The following is a 14,353-nucleotide window of genomic DNA, read 5'->3' as shown; positions in this document are numbered from 1 at the left end:
ATGCTGCGCAGGCTCGCCGGGGTGCTGGCCGGGGCGGTCACCGGGGGAGCCGAGCTGCTGCTCCTCGCGCTGGCCTGGCCCGCCCGCGCCCGCTGGGCGCCGCGGCTGGTGGCGCTGGAACGCGCCCGGCTGCGGGCCCTGCTCGGGTACGACGCCGAGGCCGGCACGGCGGGCACCGGCTACCTCGCGGCCCGCGCGGTCACCGGCCTGGCCGGCGGCTACCTGACACTGGCGCTCGGCTTCGTCGGCGCGCTGTTCCTGGGCGGCGCCGGATGGGCCGTGGTGACCGGGTCGGCCACCCCGGTGGTGCTGCGCTTCCCCGGCATCAACCTCACCACCGACAGCCTGATCATCGGCCTGGTCTGCGCCGCCGTCCTGCTGGCCCTGACCGCGCTCTGCTGCTGGGCGACGGTGGCCGCCGAGCGCCGCCTGGCCGCCCGCTTCCTCGGCCTCGGGGTCCAGGAACAGATGAGGCGGCGCATCGCCGAGCTGACCACGACCCGGTCCGGCATCGTCCGCGCCGTCGACGACGAGCGGCGCCGCATCGAGCGCGACCTGCACGACGGCGTGCAGCAGCGCGGCGTCGCCCTGGCCATGCTGCTCGGCCGCGCCCGCCACAGCCCCGCCGACGCCCCCGCCCTGGTCGACCAGGCCTACGCCGAGTCCCGCCGGCTGCTCGACGAGCTGCGCAGCGTCGCCTGGCGCGTCTACCCGACCGCGCTCGACGAGCTGGGACTGCGCGCCGCGCTGGCCGGTGTGGCCGAGCGCTCGCCCGTACCCGTGACCGTGCACTACGGGCTCGGCGACCGGCCGGCGCCGCAGGTGGAGACCGCGCTCTACTTCGTCGCCCGGGAGGCGATCACCAACGCGGTCAAGCACGCCCGCGCCCGTGACATCCTGGTCGTGCTCGGCGAGGACGGGAAGGCGGTGCGCGTGGACATCTCCGACGACGGCCAGGGCGGGGCCGACCCCTCCGGCGGCGGCCTGTCCGGGCTGGCCCGCCGGGTGCTCGCCCTCGACGGCACGTTCGAGGTGGCGAGCCCCGCGGGCGGCGGCACCCGGGTGACCGCGGTTCTGCCCAAGGAGGGGGCGTGCGGCTGATCCTGGCTGACGACGCCGTGCTGCTGCGCGAAGGGCTGGCTCGCCTGCTCCAGGACGCCGGCCACGAGGTCGTGGCCGCGGTCGGCGACGCGCCCGCCCTGGTCGACGCCGTCGCCGCCGACCGGCCCGACGTGGCCGTGGTCGACGTGCGCATGCCGCCGACCCACACCGACGACGGCCTGCGCGCCGCGCTGCGCATCCGCGAGAGCTGGCCCGAGGTGGGCGTGCTGGTGCTGTCGCAGTACGTCGACAAGACCTACGCCGCCCAGCTGCTCGCCGGGTCCGGCGACCGGCTGGGCTACCTGCTCAAGGACCGGGTGTCGGAGGTGGCCGAGTTCCTCGACTCGCTGGAACGGGTGCACGCCGGCGGCACCGTCATCGACCCCGAGGTGGTCCGCCAGCTCCTGGCCCGCACCAGCCGCGCCGACCCGCTGCGCCGGCTCACCGGCCGCGAGCGCGAGGTCCTGCACCGCCTGGCACAGGGCTACGCCAACGGGGCGATCGCCGAAGGCCTGCACGTATCATTGAGCACGGTCGAGAAACACATCCAAGCCATCTTCGACAAGCTGGAGCTGCCGGCCACCCCCGCCTACAGCCGGAGGGTGCTGGCGATCCTGCGCTATCTGGACGACTGACCCGGGGGCGACGACGCGCGTGCACGATCTGAAAGCCGACTGCGCGAGCTGCTCCGGGCTGTGCTGCGTGGCGCTGCCCTTCTCCCGCTCCGCCGACTTCGCCGTCGACAAGGCGGCCGGCGAGCCGTGCCGCAACCTCCGCGACGACTTCCGCTGCGGCATCCACCGCGACCTGCGCCGCGAGGGCTTCCCCGGCTGCGTGGCCTACGACTGCTTCGGCGCCGGCCAGAAGGTCACCCAGGTCGTGTACGAGGGTCGCGACTGGCGGCGGCGGCCCGAGTCCGCCCGCGAGATGTTCGCCGTCTTCCCCGTGGTGCGGCAGCTCCACGAGCTGCTGTGGTACCTCACCGAGGCGCTCGCGCTCCCCGCCGCCCGCTCCCTCCACGCCGACCTGCGCGCGCTCCTGGACGAGACCGGGCGGCTCACCCGCGCCACCCCGCAGGAGATCCTCGCCGCCGACGTGGCCGCCTGCCGCGAGCGGGTCAACCCGCTGCTGCTGCGCGCCAGCGAGCTGGCCCGGGCCGGGCTGCGCGGCAAGAAGCGCAGGGGAGCCGACCTCATGGGCGCCAACCTCAAGGGCGCCGACCTGCGTGGCGCCGACCTGCGCGGCGCCTACCTCATCGGCGCCCAGCTCAAGGGCGCCGACCTGCGGCAGGCCGACCTGATCGGGGCCGACCTGCGCGCCGCCGACCTCAGCGGCGCCGACCTCACCGGCAGCCTCTTCCTCACCCGGTCCCAGATCGGCTCCGCCCAGGGCGACACCGCCACCAGGCTGCCGCCCGCCCTCGACCGTCCCGCCCACTGGAGCGGTCGATAACCGGTTGACCCACCGGGTTCCGGCACCCTGTTCGCCCGGGCGCGGGCGGACGAGGTGGAGGCCGAGTTCCTGGCGCGACGATCAGGCGTCCAGCCGGTAGAAGCGGAAGAAGTCGTGCTCCACCGGCAGCACGGTGCAGCGGCCGAAGCCGGCGGCGGCCGCGTGCTCCCGCACCGCGCCCGCGCGGATCACCGTGCCGGTCGCGGCCGTCGGCCGGTCCACGAGCTGGGTGGGCAGGCAGTGCGTGACGCTCCACCCGTACATCAGGCGCTCCACCTGGTCGCCCGGCGCGGTGAACGTGTCCGCCACCCGCTCGTCGCCGACCAGGACCGCGCCGCCGCGGGCGAGGGCGTCGCGCATCGCGCGCAGCGCCTCCACCGGCTGCGCCATGTCGTGCAGCGCCTCCAGGATGACGACCAGGTCGTACGGACCGGTCTCGGGCAGCCGGGCCACGTCGGCATGCAGCACCCTGATCCGGCCGTCGAGCCCGGCCTCCGCGGCGTTGGCCCGCGCGTCGGCGACGGAGGCGTCGTCCAGGTCCACGCCGTCCACCCGGGCGTTCGGGAACGCGCGGGCCAGCGCGAGCGTGGACCAGCCCTGGCCGCAGCCGACGTCGGCGATGCGCGGGTGGGGCGCCGCGTGCAGCCGCTCGACCACGTCGGGCATGGCCTGAAGCCACTCGCCGGTCAGGTCGTGGGTGAACGCGGGCCGGTTGATGTGGCCCTGCCCGTGCCGGAACGCGCGCCCGTACGAGGAGTAGGGGACGCCCGTGCCGGTGCGGTACGCGTGCGCGACCAGGTCCAGCACGCCGCCGATGCCGGCCAGCAGATGCCCGAACGGGGCGACGTAGGCCGGGTCGTCGGCGTGCACCAGCACGCGGGCGTGCTCGGGCGGCAGGGCGAAACGGCGCTCGCCGCCGGGCGGCTCCTCCACGTCCAGCAGCCCGGCCACGGCCTGCTGCTCCAGCCACTCGCGGGCGTACCTGGGCGTGATGCCGGCGCCGTGGGCGAGCTCGACCGGCGTGAGCGGGCCCTGCTCGTGCAGCACCCGGTACAGGCCCAGTTCGGTGCCCAGATAGACCGAATAGAGCTCCAGGGCGCCGACGGTGCCCTCGAACAACCGGTCCACCAGCCGGTCGGTGCGGTCGGTGTCCAGGCTCAGGTCGGTGGTCATCGCAGGTCTCGCTTTCTCCAGTGAACGATCGCGAGATCAGGATCGGTCCCTCTGATCTGGGAAAACAGGGAAAAGTACGTGTATCAGGCGAGTTCCTTCCCTGACGGCTCCCGCGTTCTCCAGGTTAGGACGAGTGCGTTCAGGACTTGCTCGGGGGCGGGCGCCTGCGTCACCGGCCGCATGGAGCTGTTCATGTCTACGTCGTAGGCGGTCGCTCGCTGGAAGCTATGGGATTTGCCGGAAAGACGGCTGATGCTCCAGGATGCTCCGCTTTTGCGGGAGAGTCTCCCGTTATGCTCCCGGCATGGATGTGCTGTCGGACGCGGTCACGGCCGCGCGGGTGGGCCGCCCGCACTCCAGCCGCCTCGTTGGGAAGGCGCCCTTCGCCGCGGACTTCCCAGCAGGGGAGGGCTGCGCCGGGTTCCACGTCGTGCTGCAGGGCTCGTGCCTGCTGCTGCCCCGCGAGGCGGATCCGGTGCCGCTCGCGGTGGGCGACGTGGTGTTCGTGCCCACGGCCGCCGCACACGGGCTGGCCTCCGCCCCCGCCGCGCCGCCCGGCGGGACCGTCGTCCTGCTGTGCGGCGGCTACCCGATGGACCGCGACCGGGCGCACCCCCTGCTCACCGAACTGCCCGAGATCGTCCGCCTGCCCGCGAAGGTAGGTCGCGATCCGTCGCTGCACGCGGTCGTCGAACTGCTCGCCCAGGAACTCGACCGGGCGCCGACCACCGAGGGCGACGCCCTGCCTCTGCTGTCCAGCCAGGCGCGGGGCGTCGACGGTGACGGCCTGCCGGTGCTGTCCGGCCAGGAGGATGGCCGGGTGCCTGCCCTCGGGGGTGGCGCGCCCGGTGGTGATGCCGCTCTGCCTGCGCTGCTCGACCTGTTGCTGCTCTACATCCTGCGGGCCTGGCTGGCCGAGCAGTCCGGCGGCTGGGCGGGGGCCCTGCGTGATCCCGCCGTGGACGCGGCCCTGCGCGCCGTCCACGCCGAACCGGCCAGGCCGTGGACCGTCGAGGCGCTGGGCAGGCAGGGCGGGCTCTCCAGGGCGGCGTTCGCCAGGAGGTTCGCCGCACTGGTGGGGCGGCCGCCGCTGGCCTATCTCACCTGGTGGCGCCTCACCAGCGCGGCCCGCCTGCTCCGCGACACCGACGAGCCGCTCACGGCCATCGCCGCCCAGGTCGGCTACGGCTCCGAGCACGCCCTCGCGCACGCGTTCAAGCGCGAGTACGGTCTCGCCCCGGGCGCCTACCGCCGCACCACCCCCTCACATAACCCAGTACGAACCTTCCGGGACGGAATTGGCTGGTTAGAGCAATAGGCGGGGCGTGCGGCGAGTGCCGACCGGGATCTGGCCGGTCATAGCCTGCGGCGGGTGCCAAGGGCGGGCTGGCCAGATCTTGCGGGGGTCCGGGACGGGAGCCTGAGGCGGGCGCGGGTGAGTGTCCGGACGGGAGTCACTCGTTCGCGATCTTCTCTCCGTGAGAGAAGGCGTTCACGCCGGTGAGCTCCGCTGAGAGGTGCCACAGGCGGGCGGCCTCGTCGGGGTCCGTCGCGTGGGGGCGGACGCCCGGGCCCGGGGCGGTTCCGTCCGATCGGGGGGCGACGTCGCAGTCCTCCAGGTAGAGGCCGCCCAGGCCGTCGAGCCGAGGCGAGGTCGCCGCCCACACCTGGGTGGACGCCCCCTGCTCCGGCGTCTTGAAGCTGTCGGCGACCTGGTTGCCGTCCTCGTCGATCCAGCCGGCCGCCACCATCTCCGCCTTGGGCAGGTGCCGCTGGAGCGGGGTGAGGATGCCGCCCGGGTGCAGGGCGAAGGCGCGCGCCCCGTACGGAGCCGCGAGCCTGTCCAGGTGGACGGCGAACAGCACGTTGGCGGTCTTGGCCTGCCCGTACGCCAGCCACTTCTCATAACCGGTGGTGAGATGCACGTCGTCCCAGCGGATGCCGGTCATGCGGTGGGCGTTCGACGACACCGACACCACCCGTCCGCCGCCGCGCCGGATCGCCGGCCAGAGCCGGTTGACCAGCGCGTAGTGGCCCAGGTGGTTGGTGGCGAACTGCAGCTCCCAGCCGGGCCCGACCCGCGTCTCGGGGGCGGCCATCACCGCCGCGCTGTTGATCATGATGTGCACGTCCCGGCCGGAGCCGAGGAAGCGCTCGGCGAAGTCGCGTACGCTGCCGAGGTCGGCCAGGTCGAGCGCGTCCACCTCGACCCCGGCGACCCCGGCGACCGCCTCCGCGGCGTGCTCGGGCCGCCTGGCGGGCACCACGACCCGGGCGCCCGCCTCCGCGAGCGCCCGCGTGGTCTCCAGGCCGAGCCCCGAGTAGCCGCCCGTGACGATCGCCAGCTTCCCGGTCAGGTCGATGCCGCGCAGCACCTCGCGCGCGGTGCTGCGGGCGCCGAAGCCGGATCCGATGCTCTGTTGCGCTGTGGTCATGTCCGCGACGTTACGGAATGGAGCGCACTCCAGGTCAAGCCGGGGGCTCGTACGGCCGAGCCGTCCGAAGCCGCGCGCTGGGGGAGGGGAGTGGGTGTACGGGAGGTGCTGGGAAACGAGCCCGCACGACCTGCGGCGGGTGCGCCGCGGCGGCGTCACCGGTGCTGCCCGGGCGACACGGGTGTCGCCTACGTGGCGGGGGAGGCGCGCACATCACTGGTTCGCGAGCGCAACCGGACGCGGAAGTCAGGCCGTTCTGGGTACCACTGACTCAGGTCAGCCGGCCCACGTGCGCGAGCGCCTGCTTGAGCAGCACGCCCTGGCCGCCCGTCATCTCCTGCTGCACCATCGGCGAGGCCGCCTCCTCCGGCGTGAACCACACGAGGTCGAGCGCGTCCTGCCGGGGGCGGCAGTCGCCGCGGACCGGCACGATGTAGGCCAGCGAGACGGCGTGCTGGCGCGGGTCGTGGTAGGGCGTCACGCCGGGCGTCGGGAAGTATTCGGCGACCGTGAACGGCACCGGCGACACGGGCAGGCTGGGCAGCGCGACCGGGCCGAGGTCCTTCTCCAGGTGACGCAGGAGGGCGTCGCGGACGCGCTCGTGGTAGAGCACCCGCCCGGAGACCAGGGCCCTGCTGACGGTCCCGTCCGCGGCGATGCGGAGCAGCAGCCCGACGCGGGTCACGGCGCCCGTGTCGTCCACCCGCACCGGCACCGCGTCGACGTACAGGATCGGCATGCGGCCGCGCACCGACTCGAGCTCCTCGGGAGCGAGCCAGCCGGGCGAGGTCTCGGTTATCTCGGTCACTAGCTGATCGTACTGTCCGCCGGATCGTCGCCGGTCAGCGGGCGGAGCCGCCAGATGTCGGGCACGACGCCCGCCCGCGCGCCGATCGGCGCATACCCTGTGAATCATGGAGGCACTGGCCGAACGGCTGTCGCAGCTGGACACGCAGGTCGAAGGCGCGCTCCGGGTCGTCATGTTCTACGACACGCTGATGCGCCGCCGGGTGGACCTGCCCGCGCTGGCCCGGGCCTCGGCCGGCCTGGCCGGGTGCGTGGCGGGCATCCGGCTCCACGGCACGGGACGGGTCATCCGCGTCGCGGACGACGGCATGCCGGCGCGCGGCCCGGTCGCCCCGGCGTCCAGTTCGGCGCCGATCACCCTCGACGACGAGGAGATCGGCACGGTCTGGCTGGAGCGCCCCGGCCCGCCGAAGTCGCTTGACGAGGTGGTGCTGGACCGGCTGGCCATCGCCGCCGCGACGGTCGTCGAGAAGTACGGCCCGGCCCGCACCACGATGGCCGATCCCGCGCTCGTCGAGCTGGTGATCAGCTCCGACAGCGACGAGGCGGCCAGGGCGCGGGCGCTGCGCCTGCTGGGCTTCGCCGCCGACCTGCCCGTCCGCGCCGTCGCCGTGCGGTCGCGGCTCCCGCTCGACCAGGTCGGCGGCCTGATCTGCCCGGCCCGCCCGGTGAAGGCCGCGCCCCTCGCCGACGTGGGCGTCATCCTGGCCACCACCGTCGACCTGGCTCGCTTCCCGGCGGGCGTGCGGGCGGGCGTCGGCACGGCCGAAAGCCCCGACCGGTCCTGGGCGCACGCCCGCACCGCCCTGCGCTTCGCCACGCCGCGCCGGCCGGTCGTCCACCACGACGACCTGGGCGCGCTGGCGCTCCTGGCCGAGATCCCCGCGGACTCCCTGCGCGGCAACCCCGACGTGGCCGCGATCACCCTCCTGGCCGGCAGTCCCGAGGACCTGGAGACGCTCGACGCCTACTGCGCCACCGGCTCCCTGCGCCAGGCCGCCGACCTTCTCCACCTGCACCACAGCAGCGTCGCGCGCCGCCTCGAAGCGCTCGGCAGGACTCTGGGCATCGAGCTCGGCGACCCCGCCGGGCTGACCCGGGCCAGGCTCGCCCTCACCGCGTGGCGGCTGCTCGACGGCTGAGTAGCGGGCGGCGACGCGGGAAGGACCGTTCCGTCATGGTGAGAGACGGTGTCTGGTGGCACGTGTACCCGCTCGGATTCACCGGCGCGGAGCCCGCGGCTCCGCCGCCCGGCACGCCGGTGCGCCATCGCCTGCGGCGGCTGGAGGGGTGGCTCGACTACGCCGCCGAGCTGGGCTGCTCGGTCCTGCAGCTCGGGCCGATCTTCGCGTCCGAGACGCACGGGTACGACACGCTGGACCATTTCCGCGTGGACCCGAGGCTCGGCGACGAGGCGGACTTCGACCGGCTGGTGCGCGCGGCCCGCGAGCGCGGCCTGCTGATCGTCCTGGACGGGGTGTTCAACCACGTGGGCCGGGGCCATCCGAAGTTCGGCGACCCGCGCTTCGCGCACTGGTTCGTGCCCGAAGGCGGCGGTCACGCCACGTTCGAGGGCCACTCCGGGCTCGTCACCCTCAACCACGACCACCCCGAGGTCCTCGACCACGTGGTCCGCGTCATGGACCACTGGCTGAGCCGCGGCGCGTCCGGATGGCGGCTGGACGCCGCGTACGCGATGCCCGCCGCGTTCTGGCGCGAGGCGCTCGCCCGGGTGCGCCCGCGCCACCCCGCGGCCTGGTTCGCCGGCGAGGTGATCCACGGCGACTACGCGGGCTACGTGGCGGAGAGCGGGCTGGACTCGGTCACCCAGTACGAGCTGTGGAAGGCGATCTGGAGCTCGCTGAACGACGGCAACTTCTACGAGCTGGCCTGGGCGGTGGACCGGCACGACGCCCTGCTGGAGTCGTTCGAGCCGCTCACGTTCGTCGGCAACCACGACGTGACCAGGCTGGCCACCCGCCTGGCCGACGAGCGCCACCTGGGCCACGCGCTCGCCGTGCTCTTCACCGTGGGCGGGGTCCCGAGCGTCTACTACGGCGACGAGCAGGGCTTCCGCGGGCTGAAGGAGGACCGGCCGGGCGGCGACGACGCCGTCAGGCCCGCCTTCCCCGCCGGTCCCGCGGAGCTCGATCCGGCGGGGTGGCCGGTCTACCGGCTGCACCAGCGGCTCATCGGGCTGCGGTGCCGCCACCCGTGGCTGGCCCGGGCCCGCACGGCCGTGCCCCATCTGACCAACACGGCCGTGGCCCTGGAGAGCACGGGTGCAGGCAGGCTGCTCACCCTGCTGAACACCGGACCGGAGCCGTACCGGTTCCCCCTGGACATCTCGGGCCTCGCGGTCGCCGAGAGCTCGCACCCCGACGGCGCCGATCCCCTTCTCGTGCCCCCGCACGGCTGGACCGTCCTCACGGGCAGTGGCCTTGCGTGTCCGCCCGGACGCCGTGGGTAATTACCGGGCACGCCTGACGGACCCTAGCCCCGCCGGAACGTTTCGGCGTAGCCGTGCAGCGCCTCGACCGCGGCCGCCACGCTCGCGCCCGGCGGCCGCACCACGAACGAGGTGACGCCCGCCTCCGCCAGGCGGCCCAGGTGGTCGCGGTGCTCCTCGGCGGAACCGCCGTCGATCATGTAGCGGTGCGCCGGCGTGCGCACCTGCACCTCGACGGCCCTGCCGGCCAGCTCACACACCTCCTCGACGTGCCGGGCGAGCTGCTCCACCGTGGTGATCGCCGCGGTGCGGGCGGTACGGGCGAGCTCCCCGTCCGTCATGAACGGGCTCCAGCCCTGGTTGCGAGCGGCCCGGCGGCGGGCCAGCGCGCTGTTGCCGCCGATCCAGATGGGCGGCCCGCCCGGCGTGAGCGGAGCCGGAAGGGCGGCCACGTCACGGCCTTCGAACAGCGGCCCCCTGTGGTCGAACGGCACCTTCCCCCACACGCCCCGCAGCACCTCGATCGACTCGTCGAAGCGGGCGTTGCGCCCGGCCATGTCCACGCCCATCGTCAGGAACTCCGAGCGCAGGTAACCGGCCCCGGCGACCACGGTCAGCCGCCCCTCGGACAGCAGGTCGACCGTGGTCAGGCTCTTGGCCAGCAGGAACGGGTTGTGGTACGGGAGCACGAGCAGATGGGTCATCAGCCGGATCCGCTCCGACACGGCGGCGCAGTAGCTCAGCGCGGCGATCGGGTCGAGGGCCTCGTGCCCGCCGGCGTCCAGCCACTTCTTCGACGGCGCCGGGTGCTCGGTGAACCCGACGGCGGCGAATCCCGCCTCCTCCGCCGCCCGCACGACGCGGCGCATCCCGCCGGGGCGGACGAGGGCGGGGTCGTAGCCGGGCGCGCTGATCGGGTACTCGACGGTGAACTTCACGGGGGCTCCTGCGGGCTCCTGGTGGGGAGCTTGGCGTTCTGGTCAATCATTACATTGATACACCAAACAGTGGCGACATGTCGCGCTCCGGGATGGCGACCCTGTCGTGATCTACTTTGTAAAGGCGGTGGGCCGGAAGCAACCCCGATATCACAAACGTCAGAACAACACCATCCGCGACCAGTGCGCGAAGTTATTGAGAATTCTAGGTTTCCGCGACTTAGGGCATCAATTGCCGCACAGAACGTCATTGGGCCTCCCTGGTGCCGATGATTCTTCTTACGATCACATCGGCCAACACGATCTATGAAGGGATCGCGCATGACGATCGAGATCAGGAAGGTCGAAGAAGTCGAGACCACAGGTAACAGCAACAGCTGCTGAACTGTCGCGGGGCCCTCTTTGCGAGGGCCCCGCCTTCGTGCTTACGGGAGTCTTCTTCATGCCCAGGATTCAGGTGAATCCGGCTTTTCCCCTTTTCATTGATGATTTGCGTGAGCGGGTGCGGCTGGGGGATTTCCCGCCGACGGGCCTGGTCCTCGACCCGGCGGCGGCGCCGTTGCGCCGGCTGATCCGGCTGTGCGCCCGTGAGCCGGTGGAGCGGGCCGATCTGTACGCGCTGCTCGGCGAGGTGCCTCCGGCCGAGATCGACGCGGCCGTGGCGCGGCTGCTGGAGGCGCGCATCCTGGTCACCGCCGACGATCTCGACGCGCTGGCGGCCGACGCGGGGCTCTCCCGGTTCGCGCTCTTCCTGTCGATGTTCCGGCCGGCCGCCGAGGTGACGGCCGTGCTCGGCGAGCTGCGGCGTACGCATGTGGCGGTGCTCGGCGCGGGGGCGATCGGGGGCGCCGTCGCGCTGCAACTGGCGACCAGCGGGGTGGGGCGGTTGACGCTGGTCGACGACGACCGGGTGGAGGCGAGCAACCTGCATCGCCAGTACCTGTACACGGCCGGGGACGTGGGTGAGCTCAAGACGGTGGCGGCGGCGCGGCGGTTGCGGGCGCACCGTCCCGGTGTGCGGGTGGACACCGTCGAGCGGCGCATCGGCGGGCCGCGGGACGTGGTGGTGGCCGCCGATCTGGTGGTCAGCACGGTGGACACGCCGCAGCCGCACATCGCGCGCTGGGTGAACCGGGCGTGTGTGGAGGCGGGGGTGCCGTTCGTGACGGGCGGGTTCAACCAGCACGTGGGGCTGGTGGGGCCGCTCGTCGTGCCCGGCAAGACGGGTTGCCTGTCGTGTCAGGAGCGTTCGCTGGCCGCCCGTTACGGCCGGACGGAGTTGCCCACCGGGGACAACCCGGGGCGGGTGATCCCGTCGTTCGGGCCGTTGTGCCAGATCGTGGCCGGGATGCTGGCCTCGGAGGTGCTCCGCTATCTGACGGGTGCGGGCACGCCGGCGGTGGAGGGCCGGAGCGTGTGGCTCGATCTGCTGACGTTGACGACCACGACGAGGGAGTTCCACCGGTATGACCGGTGCGGGGTCTGCGGGTGAACACCGATCTGTCGTTCCTGACGGTGGTGGCTGACGGGCCGGACGACTACGTGATCGGCAACGGGGAGACGTTCGTGCACGTGCCGGCGGTGGCGGCGGCGGTGGTGTCGGCGCTCGACGGCACGCGGACGGTGGCGCAGGCGCGCGAGCGGGTGCGGGCCGAGCGGGGGGTGGACGTGGACGTGGCCGCCTTCGTCGGCGGCTTGGCGGACGCGGGGTTGATGAGACGGCCGGAGCGGCGGCCGAACGTGTGGGACCGGATCCGGCCGCGGCAGGTGGCCTGGTTCTTCTCCCGTCCGGCCGACGTCGTGCTGGTGCTGCTCACGGGGTGTGCGGTGGCCGCCGCGGTGGCCGAGCCGAGGGTGCGGCCGGGGGTGTCGTCGCTGGTGTGGCCGGGCAGTCTGTCGTTCACGCTGGCGTTCGCGGCGGGGTCGTGGGCGCTGGTGCTGCTGCACGAGCTGGGGCATGTGGCCGCCGCGCGGTCGCTGGGCGTGCGGGCGGAGTTGTCGCTGGGTACGCGGTTGCAGTTCCTGGTGGTGCAGACGCGGATCACCGGGGTGTGGGGGGTGCCGCGGCGGGCGCGCTATCGCGCTCATCTGGCGGGGATGCGGGTGGACTGGGTGCTGATCTGCGGGTCGGCGTGCGTGCTGTACGTGACCGAGTCGGCGCCGGCGCGGCTGGTGATGGTGATCTGTCTGGCGCAGGTGGTCTGGCAGTTCCTGTTCTTCATGCGTACGGATGTGTACTACGTCTTCGCGAACGCGACGGGGAACAAGAATTTGATGGCGGACGCGCAGGCGTATCTGCGTGGGCGGGGTGGTGGGGCGCGGCGGAGTGTGCGGGTGTACGCGTGGTTCGTGGTTGTGGGGCGGGTGCTGGGGTTGGCGTTTTTCGCCCTTTATACGGTGCCGATCACGGTGGCGGTGGTTCGCCGGGCGATGGGGGAGTTGGCTTCGGGGGCATTGTGGGAACCGGTGGCCGCGCTGGTGGTGATCGCTGCGGGTTGGGTGCTTTATCTGGTGATTCTGGTCCGCCGTTTCTTGGGGTGGATGCGAAATTCGTCCTGACAGACTGTGAAAAGCACAGTTTTCAACTATGTCAGGAAAAAAATCAGGACGCTCGCTGTCGGCCGGCGCCCCGCGTGCGGCCGGCCGGCCCCCGCCCCGCGGATCCCTCGCGCGCCGGGGGGCGGGCCACGAAGATGATCGTTGTTTGATCCTTATTGATGGGACTAAAGACCCTTAAGTGGGCATGGTGCAGTCCAGAAGACTGGGGTGGCCCTAGCGTCCGACCGGAGGTGGTCCCCGCCATGCCTGCCGCACCGTCCCCCGCCGCGGTCACGTCCACGGCGAGCCGTGTGACCGCGCTGATCCTGGCCACGATCGCGTTCGCGGTGAACTTCTGGGCCTGGGCCCTGCTGAGCCCGCTCGGCCCCGTCTACCAGCGGTCCCTGGGGCTGAGCGCCACCGCGGTGTCGGTGCTGGTGGCCGTCCCGGTGATCGTCGGGTCGCTGGGCCGCATCGTGCTCGGCGCGCTGACCGACCGTTACGGCGGCCGGCTGGTGTTCGGCGTGACGACGCTGATCGGCGTGATCCCCGTCGTCTTCCTCGCCTTCGTGGAGACGTACTCGCTGCTGCTGGTGGGCGGGTTGCTGCTGGGCCTGACCGGCGCGACGTTCGCGATCGGCGTCCCGTTCGTCAACGCCTGGTTCCCGCCGGAGCGGCGTGGCCTGGCGCTGGGCGTCTTCGGCATGGGCAACATCGGCACCGCCATCTCCGGGTTCGCCACCCCGTGGCTGGCCGACGAGTTCGGCCGGCGCGCCCCCTTTTACGTGGTCGCGGCGGCGCTCGCGGTGACGGGCGTGGTCTTCCTGCTGGTGGGGCGGGACGCCCCCGGCGTGAAGCCGGCCGCGGAGCCGTTCCTCAAGAGGTTCACCGCCGCCGCCCGGATGCGGGTCACGGTGGAGCTGGCCGGGATGTACGCGCTCACCTTCGGTGGTTTCGTCGCGTTCGGTGTCTACCTGCCGCTGTATCTGCAGAGCGTGTACGGGCTGACGGTGGCGGACGCGGCGGCCCGCGCGGCGGGGTTCGTGGTGCTGGCCACGCTCGCCCGCCCGGTGGGCGGCTGGCTGTCGGACCGGGTCGGCGGCGAGTCCGTGCTGGCGTACGTGCTGGCGGTGGTGTTCGCGTGCGCGATCGTGGTCTCGTTCGCGCCCGGGATGCCGGTCGCCACGGTCGGCTTCCTGGCGATGGCGGCGGCGCTCGGGCTGGGCAACGGCGCGGTGTTCGCCATCCTGGGCCGGGCCGTGCCGGTCGCGATGGTCGGCAGCGCCACCGGTGTGGTGGGCGCGGCCGGTGGCCTCGGCGGGTTCCTGCCTCCGATCGTGATGGGGCTGATCTACCAGGCGACGGGCTCGTACTCGATCGGGTTGATGCTGCTGGCCGCCATGGCTTTCGGCGCCTTCGTTTACTGCTGGTTCATCCTGCGCCCCCGCGCGCACCCCTAA

Annotated in this window: 13 protein-coding genes; 9 read left to right on the top strand and 4 right to left on the bottom strand. The window is 72.9% G+C overall.

Features of this window, described 5'->3' with window-relative positions:
* The 3 genes from ACIBF7_RS08710 to ACIBF7_RS08700 are packed head-to-tail and all read left to right on the top strand — an operon-like array spanning position 1 to position 2,553.
* Entirely contained in the window at positions 1-1,101 is a 1,101-nt protein-coding gene (locus ACIBF7_RS08710) for a sensor histidine kinase (protein ID WP_397197250.1), read from the top strand.
* Positions 1,092-1,736, top strand: a complete 645-nt coding sequence (locus tag ACIBF7_RS08705) for a response regulator (RefSeq protein ID WP_397196791.1) — start codon at positions 1,092-1,094, stop codon at positions 1,734-1,736. The genes ACIBF7_RS08710 and ACIBF7_RS08705 overlap by 10 nt, the downstream gene beginning before the upstream one ends.
* A gap of 19 nt (positions 1,737-1,755) precedes the next feature.
* Entirely contained in the window at positions 1,756-2,553 is a 798-nt protein-coding gene (locus ACIBF7_RS08700) for a pentapeptide repeat-containing protein (RefSeq protein ID WP_397196790.1), read from the top strand.
* An 81-nt stretch (positions 2,554-2,634) separates the two neighbouring features.
* Here the strand turns inward: ACIBF7_RS08700 and ACIBF7_RS08695 are convergent, their stop codons facing one another.
* Positions 2,635-3,726 (bottom strand): class I SAM-dependent methyltransferase, encoded by a 1,092-nt coding sequence (locus ACIBF7_RS08695; protein ID WP_397196789.1) that lies wholly within the window; start codon positions 3,724-3,726, stop codon positions 2,635-2,637.
* Between the two features lie 304 nt (positions 3,727-4,030).
* On the opposite strand from ACIBF7_RS08695, the gene ACIBF7_RS08690 reads away from it, so the two are divergent.
* Positions 4,031-5,044 carry an AraC family transcriptional regulator gene (locus ACIBF7_RS08690; RefSeq protein ID WP_397196788.1) on the top strand — a complete coding sequence of 338 codons (1,014 nt, stop codon included), beginning with the start codon at positions 4,031-4,033 and terminating at the stop codon, positions 5,042-5,044.
* A 136-nt stretch (positions 5,045-5,180) separates the two neighbouring features.
* Here ACIBF7_RS08690 and ACIBF7_RS08685 read toward each other — a convergent pair whose 3' ends face one another.
* Together ACIBF7_RS08685 and ACIBF7_RS08680 are read right to left on the bottom strand one after the other, a co-directional pair.
* On the bottom strand, positions 5,181-6,161 hold the full coding sequence (locus tag ACIBF7_RS08685) for an SDR family NAD(P)-dependent oxidoreductase (protein ID WP_397196787.1): 981 nt from the start codon (positions 6,159-6,161) through the stop codon (positions 5,181-5,183).
* Positions 6,162-6,432: 271 nt separating this feature from the next.
* On the bottom strand, positions 6,433-6,969 hold the full coding sequence (locus ACIBF7_RS08680) for an NUDIX hydrolase family protein (protein ID WP_219545796.1): 537 nt from the start codon (positions 6,967-6,969) through the stop codon (positions 6,433-6,435).
* Positions 6,970-7,075: 106 nt separating this feature from the next.
* Between ACIBF7_RS08680 and ACIBF7_RS08675 the strand changes: the two genes are divergently transcribed.
* Together ACIBF7_RS08675 and ACIBF7_RS08670 are read left to right on the top strand one after the other, a co-directional pair.
* Positions 7,076-8,110, top strand: coding sequence for a helix-turn-helix domain-containing protein (locus ACIBF7_RS08675; RefSeq protein WP_148031892.1), 1,035 nt, complete (start codon positions 7,076-7,078; stop codon positions 8,108-8,110).
* A gap of 35 nt (positions 8,111-8,145) precedes the next feature.
* The gene (locus tag ACIBF7_RS08670; protein ID WP_397196786.1) at positions 8,146-9,438 is read left to right on the top strand and encodes an alpha-amylase family protein; all 1,293 of its coding nucleotides are present in this window, start codon (positions 8,146-8,148) and stop codon (positions 9,436-9,438) included.
* A gap of 23 nt (positions 9,439-9,461) precedes the next feature.
* Here ACIBF7_RS08670 and ACIBF7_RS08665 read toward each other — a convergent pair whose 3' ends face one another.
* The gene (locus tag ACIBF7_RS08665; protein ID WP_397196785.1) at positions 9,462-10,355 is read right to left on the bottom strand and encodes a TIGR03619 family F420-dependent LLM class oxidoreductase; all 894 of its coding nucleotides are present in this window, start codon (positions 10,353-10,355) and stop codon (positions 9,462-9,464) included.
* Positions 10,356-10,845: 490 nt separating this feature from the next.
* Between ACIBF7_RS08665 and ACIBF7_RS08660 the strand changes: the two genes are divergently transcribed.
* The 3 genes from ACIBF7_RS08660 to ACIBF7_RS08650 all read left to right on the top strand — a co-directional run bounded on the left by ACIBF7_RS08660 (position 10,846) and on the right by ACIBF7_RS08650 (position 14,353).
* A complete protein-coding gene (locus ACIBF7_RS08660) occupies positions 10,846-11,847 on the top strand; it encodes a TOMM precursor leader peptide-binding protein (protein WP_148031889.1) in 1,002 nt (333 codons plus the stop codon).
* Positions 11,844-12,914 (top strand): hypothetical protein, encoded by a 1,071-nt coding sequence (locus ACIBF7_RS08655; protein ID WP_271278283.1) that lies wholly within the window; start codon positions 11,844-11,846, stop codon positions 12,912-12,914. Before ACIBF7_RS08660 ends, ACIBF7_RS08655 begins: the two co-directional genes overlap by 4 nt.
* A 242-nt stretch (positions 12,915-13,156) precedes the next feature.
* Entirely contained in the window at positions 13,157-14,353 is a 1,197-nt protein-coding gene (locus ACIBF7_RS08650) for an MFS transporter (protein WP_397196784.1), read from the top strand.

Source organism: Nonomuraea sp. NPDC050478 (assembly GCF_044458265.1).
Classification (GTDB): Bacteria; Actinomycetota; Actinomycetes; order Streptosporangiales; family Streptosporangiaceae; genus Nonomuraea; species Nonomuraea ferruginea.
This window is presented reverse-complemented; position numbering and strand designations above follow the sequence as displayed.

Bases quoted from the DNA above. Each gene is read 5' to 3' on its own strand.
- ACIBF7_RS08690 (WP_397196788.1), top strand. From the start codon at position 4,031: ATGGATGTGCTGTCGGACGCGGTCACGGCCGCGCGGGTGGGCCGCCCG.
- ACIBF7_RS08675 (WP_148031892.1), top strand. From the start codon at position 7,076: ATGGAGGCACTGGCCGAACGGCTGTCGCAGCTGGACACGCAGGTCGAA.
- ACIBF7_RS08710 (WP_397197250.1), top strand. From the start codon at position 1: ATGCTGCGCAGGCTCGCCGGGGTGCTGGCCGGGGCGGTCACCGGGGGA.
- ACIBF7_RS08670 (WP_397196786.1), top strand. From the start codon at position 8,146: ATGGTGAGAGACGGTGTCTGGTGGCACGTGTACCCGCTCGGATTCACC.
- ACIBF7_RS08650 (WP_397196784.1), top strand. From the start codon at position 13,157: ATGCCTGCCGCACCGTCCCCCGCCGCGGTCACGTCCACGGCGAGCCGT.
- ACIBF7_RS08695 (WP_397196789.1), bottom strand. From the start codon at position 3,726: ATGACCACCGACCTGAGCCTGGACACCGACCGCACCGACCGGCTGGTG.
- ACIBF7_RS08685 (WP_397196787.1), bottom strand. From the start codon at position 6,161: ATGACCACAGCGCAACAGAGCATCGGATCCGGCTTCGGCGCCCGCAGC.